This window comes from Anabaena sp. 4-3 (assembly GCF_001597745.1).
Taxonomy (GTDB): domain Bacteria; phylum Cyanobacteriota; class Cyanobacteriia; order Cyanobacteriales; family Nostocaceae; genus Trichormus.
Window position 1 is genome coordinate 17,826 of sequence record NZ_LUHJ01000024.1, and the last position, 15,653, is coordinate 33,478.

The following is a 15,653-nucleotide window of genomic DNA, read 5'->3' on the forward strand; positions in this document are numbered from 1 at the left end:
GCGTCCCGTAGGGAAAGAGAAGCAAGCTACAAAATTCAAAATTTAAAATTAAATAATTTTTCCCTAGAATTCTTCACTACGTGACGCTGGCGCGAAGACTTTTGACTTGTTTATACCCATTCCCCAGTCCCCTTTAAAATCCTAATTTTTCTAACACTGGTTTTGTAGAAACTATATGCTTTTCTAAACCTAATTCTTTGGGACTAATGCCCAATGCCAAAGCAATCAACTGAGGTAAATGTAACACTGGCAAACCTAACTTTTGACCGATGACTTTTTCTACCTCTGGTTGACGAGAATCTAAATTGAGATGACACAGAGGACAAGGCGTAACTAAACAATCTGCACCATTTGCTAAAGCGTCTTGAATGTGCATCCCCGCCATTTGGAAAGATTGAGTAGTAGCATAGCTAGACAAAGGCCAGCCACAACACTGTGTCCTACCGCGATAATATATTGGTGTTGCACCCACCGCCCGAAAAACATTTTCCATCGCTACTGGATTGTATGGATCATCATAAGGCATCAACTTTTGGGCGCGGAGCAAATAACAGCCATAAAAAGCAGCGCACTTTAAACCAGATAACTTACGGGTGACACGGTTGCTAATTTCCTCCAAACCATAATCTGTCACCAAAGCGTATAGAAGATGCTTAACTTCCGTGCTACCCTGATAAGGTGAACAGCCTTCTTTGTGTAACAAATTATTAACTTGCTCAACATAAGCTGGGTTATTGTGCTGACAGTCTTGCAAACGTTCGTTAACATGACCAATCACACCCTGACAGGTACTGCAATGAGTCAGTAGTGGCAAATTTAATTCTTCTGCTAAGGCAATGTTTCTAGCATTAACTGTATCTTCTAACAGTTGAGAATCTTCTTTAAAAGTACCGGAACCGCAACAAGCAGCTTTTTTTAATTCAATCAGTTCAATACCTAAAGCTTGGGTGAGGGCGTGAGTGGATTGATACAGTTCCCGACAAGCTCCTTGAGCCACACAACCAGGGAAGTAAGCGTATTTTAATCTTTGAGATAGCATAAAACTAGGTTGATATTTCAGGCAACTGCCCCGATGATAACTGTTTTATCAAGAATCGCCGAAACAGAATTTCGGGGATTGTCAAAAAATGTATGTCAACACCTGCGGTGGGGTAAAGCCCAACACACAATATAATTTTGTTACCCTGATGGGTTGGGATTGGGGTTGGTATTTCTTTCAAGAATTACACAACAAAATTTCGCTTGGGTATGGTGTTTAAATAGTGATAGGTACTGGCATGAGCAATCATGTTTGTACAAGAATGGTGAGTCTGGATACTGACTCAGCACTCATGACTCAACACTAACTTCATCTATCCGTTTTGAGGACAGGAACGTATACGGACGATCGCGCTTTCCGATAAGATGTATATGCTCAAAACCATGTCTCCCATAAAGAGCAGACAATAGTAATTTTGTTAAGGACTGTTATTTATGAGCCAAACAGAAACTTTTGAAAAAGTCAAGAAAATCATCATCGAACAACTTAGTGTTGATGATGAGGCAAAAGTCATACCACAGGCAAGCTTTGCCAATGATTTAGGTGCTGATTCTCTAGATACCGTTGAATTAGTCATGGCTTTGGAAGAAGAATTTGACATTGAAATTCCCGATGAAGCCGCCGAAAAAATTACAACCGTTCAAGAAGCAGTGGATTACATCAACAGCAAAGTTGCCACATCCGCTTAAACAGCGATTGGGGATTGAATACTGGGGATTGGATACTGGGGATTGGAAGGGATTGGAGATGAGTAATTACATACTTTCTCTGCCCGTTTGATTCTTCCTAGTGCCTAGTCCCCAGTCCCTAATCCCTAGTCCCTAATTTTTGCAGCTTTCTCGCCATCTTTTACTGAGTCATGACAGATTATAATCGTAAGCGCGTTGTTGTAACTGGTGTTGGCGCGATTACACCAATTGGTAACACACCAGATGAATATTGGGAAGGATTGTTAAGCGGACGCAATGGCATTGACTATATCACCGCATTTGATGCGTCTAGTCATGATTGCCGCATTGCCGGTGAGGTAAAAAACTTCGATCCACATCAGTATTTGGATCGGAAAGAAGCCAAGCGCATGGATCGGTTTTCCCAATTTGGAGTCGCAGCAGCTAAACAAGCCCTCGCAGATGCCAACTTAGTTATTAATGAACTCAACGCTGAACAAGTGGGAGTTATTATTGGTTCTGGGGTAGGTGGTATTAAGGTCATGGAAGATCAGCAAACAATCTACCTGAATCGCGGCCCTGATCGCTGTAGTCCATTTATGATTCCGATGATGATCGCCAACATGGCGGCGGGACTCACAGCAATTCATACAGGAGCAAAAGGGCCAAATAACTGTACTGTGACTGCTTGCGCGGCTGGTTCTAACGCGATTGGGGACGCATTCCGCATGATTCAAGGCGGTTATGCCCAAGCGATGATTTGCGGAGGGTGTGAAGCCGCGATTACACCCCTATCTGTAGCTGGATTTGCGGCTGCCCGCGCGCTTTCCACTCGCAATGATGACCCCGCTCATGCTTGCCGTCCCTTCGACCGCGATCGCGATGGATTTGTCATGGGTGAAGGTGCGGGAATTCTGATTCTGGAAGAGCTAGAACACGCCCTGAGTCGTAAGGCGCGCATTTACGCCGAAATCGTCGGTTATGCCATGACCTGTGACGCTTACCATATCACTTCCCCAGTTCCCGGTGGTGCAGGAGCAGCTAGAGCCATCCAACTCGCGCTCAAAGACGCAGGACTCACACCAGAGCAAGTCAGCTACATCAATGCTCACGGTACTAGCACCCCTGCTAATGATTCCACTGAAACCGCCGCGATTACAACAGCTTTGGGTGATCATGCCTATAAAATCGCTGTCAGTTCCACCAAATCCATGACAGGACACCTGTTAGGCGGTTCTGGCGGTATTGAAGCTGTAGCCACGGTGCTAGCGATCGCTAACGATCAAATTCCACCGACAATCAATATTGAAAACCTTGATCCAGACTGTGATTTAGATTACGTACCCAACTCTAGCCGCGCTCAAAAAGTTGAGGTAGCTTTATCCAATTCTTTTGGCTTTGGTGGTCATAACGTCACCTTAGCCTTTAGAAAGTACATTTAAAGTCGGGAGAATTCAGAATTCAGAATTCAGGGGACAGAATAGTTCCAAAATCAGGAGATAATTTGAGTAATCAACTTGTTCATAATTTCCCACCTTGAGCAATAATTGAGAATTTCAAATTTTGCCATTCTGCATCCTGACTCCTGAGTTCTGAATTCTTCCCTTTGACTTTCCAGTTTTGCATTCTGTGATCAAGGCAGAAAAAGTATCATCAATCTCATTCCCTAATCAGCCAAGGGTTCAACATAATCTGATTCTTGGCGTGATAAATTACCACAAACACCAAAGATCCCGCTTGTCTATGCACAATTGGGAATGGGATGATGAGAATACCGCAGGGGAACTTCAAGCAGTAGTTCAGTTATCAGTAATCAGTGATTCAGCTTATAGTCAGGGATTTAAACCCTAACGAATCAAACTAATCAGCTTTCACTGTTAACCTGTTAACTGTTAACTGTGAAAAACAACCCCAGAAACAGTAGCTCGAAGAGTGCTAACCCGTCGTTAAAAACAATCTTATTATGGCTGTTGCAACCCAATCCCTCGAAGAACTTTCTATTAATGCGATCCGTTTCTTGGCTGTTGACGCTATAGAAAAGGCAAAATCAGGACACCCAGGATTACCGATGGGCGCGGCTCCGATGGCTTTTGTGCTATGGAATCGCTTTATGCGGTATAACCCCAAAAATCCCAAGTGGTTTAACCGCGATCGCTTTATCTTGTCTGCTGGTCATGGCTCAATGTTGCAGTATGCCCTACTGTATCTCACAGGCTACGACAGTGTAAGCATTGAAGATATCAAGCAATTCCGCCAATGGGGTTCTCAAACACCTGGACACCCAGAAAACTTTATCACCCCTGGCGTGGAAGTAACTACCGGGCCTCTGGGTCAAGGGATTGCCAATGGTGTGGGTTTAGCGATCGCTGAAGCTCACCTAGCTGCTAAATTCAACAAACCCGATGCCAAAATTGTTGACCATTACACCTATGTCATTCTCGGTGATGGCTGCAACATGGAAGGTGTTTCTGGTGAAGCTGCTTCCCTGGCTGGACACTTGGGATTAGGTAAACTCATCGCTCTGTACGATGACAACCACATCTCCATCGACGGTTCTACAGATGTAGCCTTCACCGAAGATGTTTCTAAACGGTTTGAAGCTTACGGCTGGCACGTTCTTCACGTTAAAGATGGTAACACCGATTTAGAGGCGATCGCTAAAGCCATTGAAGCAGCCAAAGCTGTCACCGATAAGCCCACCATGATTAAGGTGACAACCACAATCGGTTACGGTTCTCCTAATAAAGCCAATACTGCTGGTGTTCACGGTGCGGCTTTGGGTGCAGACGAAGTAAAACTGACTCGTGAAAAACTCAATTGGCCACACGAGCCTTTTGTCATTCCCGAAGATGTCCTCAACTACACCCGCAAAGCAGTAGAGCGTGGTGCAAGCTACGAATCTGACTGGGACAAAGCTTTTGCTGATTACAAAGCTAAGTATCCCCAAGAAGCCGCAGAATTTGAGCGTTACCTAAGCGGTAAACTGGCTGAAGGTTGGGACAAAGTATTACCTACCTACACCCCAGAAGACAAAGGCATTCCTACCCGTAAGCACTCAGAAACCTGCCTCAACAAGTTGGCGGCGGTTGTACCTGAACTGATTGGTGGTTCGGCTGACTTAACCCACTCCAACCTCACCGAAATCAAGGGTAAGGGCGACTTCCAAAAAGGACAATACCAAAACCCCAACATCCACTTTGGTGTACGGGAACACGCTATGGGCGCAATTTGTAACGGTATTGCGTTACATGGTTCCGGTTTAATTCCCTACGGCGCGACCTTCTTAATTTTCACAGACTATATGCGGGCAGCTATCCGCTTATCTGCTCTGTCTCTAGCTGGTGCGATTTGGGTGATGACTCACGACTCCATCGGTCAAGGTGAAGATGGCCCCACTCACCAACCTATCGAAACTCTAGCTTCTCTCCGCGCTATTCCTAACTTGACTGTGATTCGTCCCGCCGATGGTAACGAAACCTCTGGCGCATACAAAGTAGCTATCGAGAGAGCTAAGGAAAATGCTCCTACTTTGTTGGCGTTCACTCGTCAAAATGTCCCCAACTTGGCAGGTACATCTGTCGAAAATGTGGCTAAGGGTGGTTACATAGTAGTAGATTCTCAAGGTACACCAGATTTAATCCTGATTGGTACTGGTTCGGAATTGAGTCTCTGTGTCACCGCAGCTGAGAAACTCACCGCCGAAGGTAAGAAAGTCCGTGTTGTTTCTTTACCTGCTTGGGATTTGTTTGAAGCTCAAGATGCAGCTTATAAGGAGTCTGTTCTACCTAAAGCTGTTACTAAGCGTTTGGCTGTGGAAGCTGGTAGTAGCTTCGGCTGGCATAAGTACATCGGTACTGAAGGCGATACGGTTACTATTGACCGTTTTGGTGCTTCTGCTCCCGGTGGTGTTTGTTTGGAGAAGTTTGGTTTTAGCGTTGATAATGTGTTAGCTACAGCTAAAAAATTGTTGGGTTAATCGCAATAGAATATTCTCTTAATTTAGTTATGGGGTGGGCTTTTTGTCTGCCCTTTTTTTTTAACGCGGAGGGGCGCGGAGGGAAACGCGGAGGGGAGGCAGCGCGTTCGGTCGCCAGACTTGTAGCGACTGCCGTCGCGCGGAGAGAGGAGAGAGGAGATAGGCGAGAGGTTATAATTAAGTAGATGGTTGATGATCAAAGAATCTAAAATTAAGAAAATACAGCAGGCTATTATGCAGGAATTTTCAGGGGAGAGAAACTTAGCGATAGGACGAATATCAAAAATTATTGGGGATTTGTTTCTAAGCAATCGTCTCTATCAGCAAAGACTTAATAAAGAAGACATGATTCAACATTTAATCCAACTGTTGGATAAGTTTTCTCCAGAAGTTTTAAAAGCTATTTCTGATGAAGAATTAGTACATAGAATTGATAGTATTTTGGTGGTAGAGGCTGTTTCTGGAACATTAAATGATTTAACTCCAGAGCAAATAGAGATGTTTGATTCCTCTGTAAACAGGAGATAGAAGTAAATGGGCTATCTTCTTGATACAAATATTTTAACGGCTATTTTAAAGAAAAATCAAAGTGTCAATAACAAACTAGAGGAGGTGCGGTTTCTAGGGGAAGATGATTCTGATTTAGCAAGAATACAGGGTTTAAATTTAGAAAATTGGCTGACCACAAATTTTTAAATTGAAAATATATAAACATGATGCAAGCTGATGTAATATGTTTAATTGCTTATTGAAGCTTTTAAACATGACGGCGTTGTAATTATTCAAACAAGATTAACTAAATATAAGGAATGTACTAATTAAAACGAATAATCGGCCTGATGAATGCCAAGATAAAAATCAGGATATGATCAAGGTATTGAAATTTTTATGCCAGAAATACACCAATCAATTGCACAGCATTATCACGAACGTACTAAATACGACCCTAACACTCTAGCATCTAAAAATCATCGGCTAGATTGGGCTAAACAGCCAGTCCCGTTTAAAGAATACAGAATTGGTTCTCACATCGACCTGATACCCTATATTGAAGCCACACCAGAGAAATTTGTTAATGATTCTCATGCTCAATGGTGGCAAAGACTTTCACGGTTACTATTTTGCAGTTATGGGCTGACTGCGAGAATGCCCTCTATGGGTAGTACGGTATATTTACGCTCTGCGCCTAGTGCTGGGGGATTGTATCCTGCGGAATTGTATGTAGTTTCTCGTGGTACGCCTTTACTACCGGCTGGTCTGTATAACTACCAATGTCGGACTCATTCTTTAGTATGTTTTTGGGAAAATGATGTTTGGCAAGCATTACAAGACGCTTGTTTTTGGCATCCGGTTTTAGAAAGTACCCAATTAGCAATTATTGTGACGGCGGTTTTTTATCGTTCGGCGTGGCGTTATGAAGACAGGGCTTACCGTCGAATTGGTTTAGATATAGGACACTTATTGGGCAATATCGAGTTAGCAGGGGCTATTACCGATTATCGCCCACACCTGATTGGTGGTTTTATCGATGAAGCCATTAATGATTTACTTTACATCGATGCGGAACAGGAAGGTGCGATCGCTATTTTACCGTTGGCAGATTTATTAGATATTCAACAAAACTTACCCCCTGGATGTACCGCCCTACCTTCAGCCACAGCAACCAATTATCCTTATATCCCCGATGGCGAATTGCTGAGATATTTTCATCACCATACCCAAATTAAGGCAGGTATTACTGGCAACCTCAATTTACCAGCGATTAAACAACCTAGATCCTTAGAAGATAAATATAATTTTCCTTTTTGTTTGAAAATTCCTACCGCTACTACACCTATTTACTGGGGAGAAAACCTATCAGATTTAGAACTTACTATCCACAAGCGACGTTCTACCCGTGCTTATAATAGCGAAAACTTAACTTTTGATGAACTTCAGGCTTTATTGGATTTCACTTATCAACCTCAAAATTATATTGACCAAAGTTTAGATAATTCTCCTGATTACTTCGATTTGAATTTAATCCAAACATTTATTGCTGTCTGTGGTGTCAATGGACTAGAATCTGGCTGTTACTATTACGCACCCAAAGCTCAAGAGTTACGTCAAATTCGGTTTAAAAATTTCCGGCGCGAGTTACACTACCTTTGCTTAGGACAAGAATTAGGACGAGATGCCGCCGCCGTGATTTTCCATACGGCTGACTTAAAATCAGCTATTGCCCAATATGGCGATCGCGTTTATCGTTACTTACATATAGATGCTGGCCATTTGGGACAACGCCTAAATTTAGCAGCTATTCAACTCAATTTGGGTGTCAGTGGTATCGGTGGCTTCTTCGATAACCAAGTAAATGAAGTTTTAGGGATTCCTGCTGATGAAGCTGTGTTATATATCACAACTCTCGGTAGACCAAGATAAATCTTCAATTTTCTGTGTTTACGCCGATTTATCCCTAACAACTCAGGAATAGGAGAAAGTAGCCAGCCGACTGGGATGTTGCTACACATTTTTGCTTGTGTCTTGGCACGAGTAAATACCATTCTTCTTTAGCAACTCTAACCTGAGATATCAATTATGGTGAACTGACTAATTACGTCACTGCTTTAATTAGATACTTTCTCGTCTATCTAATTCATCTATCTCATTACTGTGCATTTTAATAAAATTTATTATGTTTAAACTTTATAGGTGTAGTATCTTATTTATCGTAACATATAATATCGAATTTAAAAGTAAATATGCGTAAAGAATTATGGTATAAACTGTGATTTTCAGGAGCGAAACAATCTCAGTCATTGCTATCTCTATTGCCAACAAATGCACTTAGCGAACAGTCCTCTTGTCCATACAGTATAATAGTGCCTTTAATGATGCTGATCTGCTCCCAAGAGGAGATTTTTTAAGTATTTTTACTTATCAGATCACATTAATATTATTTGATAATGAAAGCACTAATGTTATTACCGGAAAACGAAAATCAACGGTTAGAATTACTCCATCAATATCTGATTTTAGATACACAACCAGAAGCAGTTTTTGATGATTTGGTACAGCTTGCTGCTGACATTTGTGAAACACCAATTGCTGTCGTTAGCTTTGTGGATAGTGAACGCGAATGGTTCAAATCCAAGGTAGGAGTTACTGAATCAGAACTTCCTCGCAGCATGGGTTTCGGTACTCATACTATTTTGCAAAGTGAAATCCTCATTATTTCCGATATTTTACAAGATGATAATTATGCTAAAAAGTCTTTCTTTTTGTCAAAAAAACAAGTGCGTTTCTATGCAGGAATTCCACTAATTACCTCTGATGGTTTCGCATTAGGTAGTCTCGCTGTAATGGATTTTGTCCTACGACATTTGAGTTTAAAAGCACAAGCTTCATTACAAAGATTAGCACGTCAGGTAATCAGGCATTTAGAGTTGCAACGGCAGAAAATTATCAATATCAAAGAATGTGAACGTACTGAACACGCGCTAAAAACAAGTAAAGCTAGACTCAGAGAAATTATCGAGGCTATTCCTGTGCCTTTAGTTATTTCAAGGGTGACAGATGGCTTGATACTATATAGTAATTCAGAATTCATGCAAAAATTTCGGTTGACTACAAATGATTTAGTCAACCGTTATATTTCTGAAATATATCAAAATCCAAATGAGCAAAAAACTATTTTGGCAACTCTGGCTCAGAATGGTTCTTTAGAAAATTACGATATCCAGTTTAAGCGAGGTGATGGTACTTTTTTCTGGGCGATCACTTCTTTCCAATATTTAAATTTTCACAATGAATATGCGATTTTAACTGTACTATATGACATCACTGAACGTAAAAATTTTGAGGTGAAGCTCCAAGAGGAAAATTCATTTTTACAGAGTATTTTTGCTGGCATACCTTTAATGATTGCACTTGTAAATACCGATGGTAAAGTCCATTGGGTTAACCAAGAAATACAAAGTATTCTAGGTTATAGCTTAGAAGAATATCAAACTCGTAATGTTTTAGCAGAATTATACCCTGACCCTGAATATTATCAATCTGTCGTTAATTTTATGCAATCGGCAGATGGATATTGGCGTGACCTCAGAACTAAATTGCGGGACGGTCGGATACTGGATACTTCTTGGACAAATGTCAAATTGCCAAATGGTCAAGTCATCGGTATCGGTAAAGATATCACAGAACGCAAACAAACTGAACGGACACTGAAAGCTCAAGCTGAAAGGGAGCAACTTATGCGAACTGTTGCTCAAAGAATTCATCAGTCTTTGAATCTTCAAGATATTCTTAACGCCACAGTTAAAGAAGTGAAAGATTTACTTCAGGTTGATCGAGTTATAGTGTATCAGTTTGCCGCAGATATGAGTGGTAAAATCGTAGCAGAATCGGTACAACCTGGATGGAAGGTTTCCTTGGGTGTAGATATTGAAGACACTTGTTTCCAGACAGGTGCGGGAGCAGACTATTATCTAGGAAGAAAAAGAGCGATCGCTAATATCTATGAGGCTGGATTAACTGATTGTCATATTCAGTTGTTAGAACAGTTTGATGTCAAAGCTAACCTAGTCGTACCAATTCTTTTAGAAGTAGGTGAAGAGTTTACTGGCCGTAGCCTTTGGGGTTTGTTGATAGCGCACCAGTGTTCTACACCTAGGGAATGGAAAAAACATGAACTCGATTTGCTTGACCAACTTTCAATACCAATTGCGATCGCCATCCAACAATCTAGCATATTTCAGCAAGCCCAGAGTGAATTAGCTGAACGGCAAAAAGCTGAAATTCAATTAAGAAGTGCCTTGGCCGAAAAAGAAGTTTTATTAAAAGAGATTCATCACCGCGTAAAAAATAATTTACAAATAGTCTCTGGACTGTTACTACTCCAGTCACAAACCCTCAAAGAACCGGAATTAATTAGAACATTAAGAGAAAGTCAGAACCGGATTGAGTCAATTTCTTTGATTCATAAGAACTTATATACTTCTCCTAATATTGGGCAACTGAATATTGCAGAATATATCTATAATTTAGCCACTAGCATCCTCATTTCTTATCAAATACAGCCAGGCAAAATCAATTTAGAAACTAATATTCAAGCTATTAATTTGAATGTTGACCAAGCTATAGCCTGTGGTTTAATCATCAATGAACTATTTTCTAATGCTCTTAAGCACGCTTTTAAAGAAAGCCAGATTGGCAAAATCATGATTGCTTTGCATCGGTTTGATAATACTATAGAGATGATTATTCAAGACAATGGCGTTGGTTTATCAGATGACATAAATTGGAATAATACGAATTCGTTAGGTCTGTCTTTGGTTTATGACCTAGTGACAGAACAACTTGAAGGCACTATCACCATAGAACGGCTTCATGGAACATTATTTAGGATTCAATTTCCTCAGTAAACTTTTATTAATAACCAAGCGATGGAACAAGCGAAAATATTAGTTGTAGAAGATGAAGTAATTGTGGCTAGAACGATTGCTAGTCAACTCACTCAATTAGGTTACACCGTTATCGGTACAGCTTCTTCTGGAAAAGCGGCGATCGCCAAAGCATTAGATAGCAAACCAGCATTAATTTTAATGGATATTATTATCAAAGGGGAAATGGATGGTATCGACACCGCTAGTTACATTCGTGAACGTTTAGATATTCCTATCATCTTCTTAACTGCCTATGGTGATGACGATACTGTGCAACGAGCAAAAATTACCCAACCCTTTGGATATATTATTAAACCCTTCACTTCTAAAGATTTACGCATAGCAATTGAAATAGCTCTGTTAAAACATCGCCTAGAAAGTGAACTCCGGGAAAATCGCGATCAGTTAGCGACTCTCTTAAACTCAATGAGTGATGCTGTGATTGCTACTAATGAGCATGGAATTATTACATTTATGAATCCAGCAGCCGAGAAGCTAACTGGATGGCATGAATCAGAGGCTTTGGGGGCAGATATTTCCCAAGTTTTTCATATTGTTGATGATGTTACAGAAACTACTATAGAAAACCCAGTTACAAAGGTTTTAAGAGAAAAAAAGGTTGTTTATTTAGAAGAATTTACATCCTTGATCACTAAAAATGGTCAACGAGTCCCAATTGGTGATAGTGCGTCACCAATTAGAAGATTACCCAATCAAGTCAATGGTGTAGTGATTGTTTGTTGGGATATCAGCGAACGGCGGAAAACCGAATTATTAGAACAAGCATTAAATAAAGAAAAAGAACTTAATCATCTCAAATCTTTATTTATCTCTACAGTTTCTCATGAATTCCGCAATCCCTTAAGTGTAATTCAAACGGCAGTAGAACTGATAGAAATGCAAGGAGAAAATTTAACAGAAGCTAAGAAAAACACCTATCTCAAAAGAATTCAAGGAGCTGTGCAGTCGATGAAGCAACTCATGGAGGATGTGTTGTTTATAGGTAGGACTGAAGCTGGAAAACTGGAATGTAATCCGATTCAATTGAACCTGAAAGAATTTTGTCAAGAGCTAATTGAAGAATTCACCTCGGTCAGAACTAGCGGGCATGAAATTATTTTTACCTGTAATAACGAAAATACTCAGGCTCGCATGGATGAAAAATTATTAAATTGTATGTTAATGAATTTACTTTCTAACGCAGTTAAGTATTCACCTGAAAATTCAACAATTAAGTTTGAATTAATTTGTAACCAAACAGAAGGCGTAGCAACTTTTTGTATTCAAGATGCAGGTATTGGTATTCCTCAAGCCGATCAAGTGCGCCTGTTTGAATCTTTTTATCGAGCCTCAAATGCTAAAACAATTCAAGGGACTGGCCTGGGTTTAGTTATAGTGAAAAATTGCGTTGACGCTCACAAAGGTACAATTCGTGTGAGCAGTCAAGAAGCTCAAGGTACTACATTTACAATAGTTTTACCTTTAAACTCTGAATCCAAATCATCATCTTAAGAAATTACACTATAGTTATGTGACGGTGATGACTCATGAGGTGGGGCAAATATTTTGGTGAAATTGCCACAATTAAACGTGTTAGTGCAGTGATACCAGTCCTATAGGTTGTAGGCGGGTTTCCCAACCAACCTAGGTGACTGGTATTCCCCGTACTTGTTCGCAGAGTACCTGACGGTTGTACGAAGTTCATCAGGACTGCCTCCTGCCTGAAAACTTACTCAACCTGAACGTATTCAGAAGCAACAGTTTGCTGAGTGGACGCTACGAACTTTTGTGCCGCATCTAGCAAATACTCATAGTAAGTACGAGCTACAATAGATAACTGTTTACCAGCCGGATAAACTATATACCAAGCCCGCTTCACAGGAAAATATTGTACGTCCAAAATGCTGAACTCTGATGCGTCTGACAACAGGGTATGCCGAGATAAAACAGAAATTCCCAATCCGCCAGCGATCGCTTGTTTAATCGCCTCATTACTCCCTAGTTCCAGCTTGACTTTGACTGTAACTCCATGTTCATCTAAAAGGTTCTGTACAGCACGGCGTGTTCCTGAACCTGGTTCGCGCATAATAAAAGGCTCATTAGTTAAACGCTGGATGGGAATGTTTTTTTCTTTTGCTAGGGGATGATTTACAGGTGCAAATACCACCAAAGGATTATCTAAAAACGGTTGGCAATTCACATCTACGTGTTCTGGAACTTGACTCATAATGTACAAGTCGTCCATATTGTTCATCATCCGCTCTAGGATGCGTTCATGGTTGGTTACTTGCAGCGAAATGTCAATTCCTGGATAAAGTTGACAGAAAGGCCCAAGTAAACGTGGTATGAAGTATTTTGCAGTTGTAATTACTGCCAAACGTAATTGCCCCTGTTTTAATCCTTTCAGGTCTGCCACCTTCATTTCAAACTGGGCGATATTATCAAAAATTTGTCTACACGTTGCAAACAATTCCCGCCCGGCTTCTGTCAAATAGAGCCGCTTTCCTACCTGCTCAAACAGTGGTAAACCCACAGATTTTGTCAGTTGCTTGATTTGCATGGAAACAGTCGGCTGGGTGAGAAATAATTCCTCAGCAGCACGAGTAAAACTGCCGTGTCTTGCCGCCGCCTCGAACACCTTCAACTGGTGTAGGGTCGCCTGATTCAAGGGTGATTCTCCTCCAATAGCGATTTATCATTATAAAACTTGTATCACTCAACACTAATACATGACACAGCTGCACTCATACAAAAGTTATGAGTTCATTATAGATAAAACTCTATTCTCGCTATCAGAAGAAAATTATTTTCTTTATGGTGTTCAGAAGTTATCATCAAAAAAACAAGCAAAGCGTAAGATGCCTTCCAGCTGCAAGATGAATGCTGAATACTGAATGCTGAATGTGGAATGAAAATTTCCCATAAATTATCATTCTTTGATTAGCAATTCATAATTCATCATTCATCATTCCATACTTCTTCTGTAATTTTTACAGGCAGGGTGGCTAAATCTGGCAACTGTAACACTTCCACTTCGGCTACTTGCTCTTTGATGTTCACTGGCAATCTTAAAGGCTGACGCTCTTCGATCCAGCAACTTGCTATTGGCAGGGTTTGCTCTAATTCATCTAGGGGTCGAGGAATCACCATAACTGCGTTCAACTCCCCAATTCTTTCTGCTTCATACATCCCAGCTTCTACTGCTACTGCCACGTTAGCTACAGAGCCACGAATAATGGCTGTACACAAGCCCGCACCAATTTTTTCATAGGATGCTAACTGGACATCAGCCGCTTTTAGCATGGCATCACACGCGCCTACCATTGCTGGAAAGCCCCGCGTTTCTACCAAACCAATCGCTTGGTTGCTCAATCGGCTGTATTTTCCCTCCTCCATGAATTGGTTCAGGCGGTTAGTAATTGGTAGGACTACGTCTAGATTAGGAAAAGGTCGAGGAATGACTAAACTAGAAACTAGCTGACCAAACTGTTCAGCAGTTTGCACACCAGATTCTACCGCCAGTCGGACATCAGCAATTCCACCCCGGACGATGGCCGTACAGTGACCACTGCCAATTTTTTCATAACCCACTAGGTGAACCCCAGCCGATTTCAACATCATGTCAGCTGTTCCCACAATCGCCGGGAAGCTGAGGGTGGATACTAACCCTAGGGCAGTATCCTTGAGGTGATCTCGACGATGGGATGTCTGGTTGGTGCTAATAGAACTTTTATTATATATCTCCATGTGAATTCTCCAGGATATTCACAACTTAACACTTACTCAGACAGATCGTCAGATACCGGGTTGTTTAGGGCTTGTCTATGGGGAAACAATGTCACCAAAAGTCTTTTGATGCTTCCTTGTCCATAAATTTGAGTCCCGAAGCCATTAGGTGATTCAGTGGCTGTTTGACCAGGTTCTGAATCTTCAGGGCTGAGTTGTGTCAGGGTAGAGTCAGTAGAAGGCGTATTTTCTTCTACAGCCGCAGACTGATTTTCTGGTGTGGCTGGGGGTTCTGAGACAGAAATAGACTCTTGTTTTAATTCCTCAAAACCTGAAGCTGAAACGCTAGTTGAAGTGATCACTTTGCTCTCATTTTCTTCTTGAGGCTGTTGGGTATCTGTCTCAGCAGTGCTATTAGTTGATGATGTTGGTGGTTCTGCTTCAGCAATCGGCTGACTGGGATCTCCTAAAATCGCACCTGGTGGCACTACTAAGCCTGGCGCAATCGAACATTGGAAAACCGTTGTTGCTGCCCCAATACAAGCATTGTTGCCAATAGTGCCTTTACCCACCATCAAAAAACCTGCCCCCAAGCTTGCACCTGCTTCTACCTCTATAGTTCCCTCATCAACTTGGAGAATTGACCCCATACCAATACAGACACCTGCCCCGATGATGATCTTGCTGTTTGTAGCCGCTTGGAGTATCACACCTGGTGCAATGACTGCACTTGGATGAATTATTACCTCGCCACTAATGTAGGAATCAAAGTTATGCTGGAGGCGCAGTGGCGGCACAGACATGGAAATTTTAACCTC

Annotated in this window: 12 protein-coding genes; 8 read left to right on the top strand and 4 right to left on the bottom strand. The window is 41.3% G+C overall.

The features are described 5' to 3' along the window. Positions 1 to 133 precede the first annotated feature (133 nt). Positions 134 to 1,039 (bottom strand): CoB--CoM heterodisulfide reductase iron-sulfur subunit B family protein, encoded by a 906-nt coding sequence (locus A3775_RS06120; protein WP_066424244.1) that lies wholly within the window; start codon positions 1,037 to 1,039, stop codon positions 134 to 136. Between the two features lie 434 nt (positions 1,040 to 1,473). Between A3775_RS06120 and acpP the strand changes: the two genes are divergently transcribed. The 8 genes from acpP to A3775_RS06155 all read left to right on the top strand — a co-directional run bounded on the left by acpP (position 1,474) and on the right by A3775_RS06155 (position 12,621). Further along, on the top strand, positions 1,474 to 1,728 hold the full coding sequence (gene acpP, locus A3775_RS06125) for an acyl carrier protein (RefSeq protein WP_066424245.1): 255 nt from the start codon (positions 1,474 to 1,476) through the stop codon (positions 1,726 to 1,728). 170 nt (positions 1,729 to 1,898) lie between these two features. Next, a complete protein-coding gene (fabF, locus tag A3775_RS06130) occupies positions 1,899 to 3,149 on the top strand; it encodes a beta-ketoacyl-ACP synthase II (protein WP_066424246.1) in 1,251 nt (416 codons plus the stop codon). A gap of 521 nt (positions 3,150 to 3,670) precedes the next feature. Beyond that, positions 3,671 to 5,683, top strand: a complete 2,013-nt coding sequence (tkt, locus tag A3775_RS06135) for a transketolase (RefSeq protein ID WP_066376546.1) — start codon at positions 3,671 to 3,673, stop codon at positions 5,681 to 5,683. A gap of 192 nt (positions 5,684 to 5,875) precedes the next feature. After that, entirely contained in the window at positions 5,876 to 6,211 is a 336-nt protein-coding gene (locus A3775_RS06140; protein ID WP_231866955.1) for a hypothetical protein, read from the top strand. A 6-nt stretch (positions 6,212 to 6,217) separates the two neighbouring features. Then, positions 6,218 to 6,379, top strand: a complete 162-nt coding sequence (locus A3775_RS24570) for a hypothetical protein (protein ID WP_197480099.1) — start codon at positions 6,218 to 6,220, stop codon at positions 6,377 to 6,379. A 192-nt stretch (positions 6,380 to 6,571) separates the two neighbouring features. Further along, on the top strand, positions 6,572 to 8,104 hold the full coding sequence (locus tag A3775_RS06145) for a SagB/ThcOx family dehydrogenase (RefSeq protein ID WP_066376548.1): 1,533 nt from the start codon (positions 6,572 to 6,574) through the stop codon (positions 8,102 to 8,104). 536 nt (positions 8,105 to 8,640) lie between these two features. Beyond that, entirely contained in the window at positions 8,641 to 11,088 is a 2,448-nt protein-coding gene (locus A3775_RS06150; RefSeq protein WP_066424301.1) for a GAF domain-containing protein, read from the top strand. A 21-nt stretch (positions 11,089 to 11,109) separates the two neighbouring features. Then, positions 11,110 to 12,621: a hybrid sensor histidine kinase/response regulator gene (locus A3775_RS06155; RefSeq protein WP_066376550.1), complete on the top strand. Its 1,512-nt coding sequence runs from the start codon at positions 11,110 to 11,112 to the stop codon at positions 12,619 to 12,621. Between the two features lie 217 nt (positions 12,622 to 12,838). Here the strand turns inward: A3775_RS06155 and A3775_RS06160 are convergent, their stop codons facing one another. The 3 genes from A3775_RS06160 to A3775_RS06170 form a co-directional block, all read right to left on the bottom strand. Further along, entirely contained in the window at positions 12,839 to 13,777 is a 939-nt protein-coding gene (locus tag A3775_RS06160; RefSeq protein ID WP_066376551.1) for a LysR family transcriptional regulator, read from the bottom strand. A gap of 290 nt (positions 13,778 to 14,067) precedes the next feature. Beyond that, on the bottom strand, positions 14,068 to 14,856 hold the full coding sequence (locus tag A3775_RS06165; protein WP_066376552.1) for a carbon dioxide-concentrating mechanism protein CcmK: 789 nt from the start codon (positions 14,854 to 14,856) through the stop codon (positions 14,068 to 14,070). Positions 14,857 to 14,888: 32 nt separating this feature from the next. Beyond that, the gene (locus A3775_RS06170) at positions 14,889 to 15,638 is read right to left on the bottom strand and encodes a transferase (protein WP_066376571.1); all 750 of its coding nucleotides are present in this window, start codon (positions 15,636 to 15,638) and stop codon (positions 14,889 to 14,891) included. Positions 15,639 to 15,653 lie beyond the last annotated feature (15 nt).

What these genes read in the sequence shown, in the direction of transcription:
- A3775_RS06120 (WP_066424244.1), bottom strand. Translation starts at nt 1,039, where the DNA reads ATGCTATCTCAAAGATTAAAATACGCTTACTTCCCTGGTTGTGTGGCT.
- acpP (WP_066424245.1), top strand. Translation starts at nt 1,474, where the DNA reads ATGAGCCAAACAGAAACTTTTGAAAAAGTCAAGAAAATCATCATCGAA.
- fabF (WP_066424246.1), top strand. Translation starts at nt 1,899, where the DNA reads ATGACAGATTATAATCGTAAGCGCGTTGTTGTAACTGGTGTTGGCGCG.
- tkt (WP_066376546.1), top strand. Translation starts at nt 3,671, where the DNA reads ATGGCTGTTGCAACCCAATCCCTCGAAGAACTTTCTATTAATGCGATC.
- A3775_RS06140 (WP_231866955.1), top strand. Translation starts at nt 5,876, where the DNA reads ATGATCAAAGAATCTAAAATTAAGAAAATACAGCAGGCTATTATGCAG.
- A3775_RS24570 (WP_197480099.1), top strand. Translation starts at nt 6,218, where the DNA reads ATGGGCTATCTTCTTGATACAAATATTTTAACGGCTATTTTAAAGAAA.
- A3775_RS06145 (WP_066376548.1), top strand. Translation starts at nt 6,572, where the DNA reads ATGCCAGAAATACACCAATCAATTGCACAGCATTATCACGAACGTACT.
- A3775_RS06150 (WP_066424301.1), top strand. Translation starts at nt 8,641, where the DNA reads ATGTTATTACCGGAAAACGAAAATCAACGGTTAGAATTACTCCATCAA.
- A3775_RS06155 (WP_066376550.1), top strand. Translation starts at nt 11,110, where the DNA reads ATGGAACAAGCGAAAATATTAGTTGTAGAAGATGAAGTAATTGTGGCT.
- A3775_RS06165 (WP_066376552.1), bottom strand. Translation starts at nt 14,856, where the DNA reads ATGGAGATATATAATAAAAGTTCTATTAGCACCAACCAGACATCCCAT.
- A3775_RS06170 (WP_066376571.1), bottom strand. Translation starts at nt 15,638, where the DNA reads ATGTCTGTGCCGCCACTGCGCCTCCAGCATAACTTTGATTCCTACATT.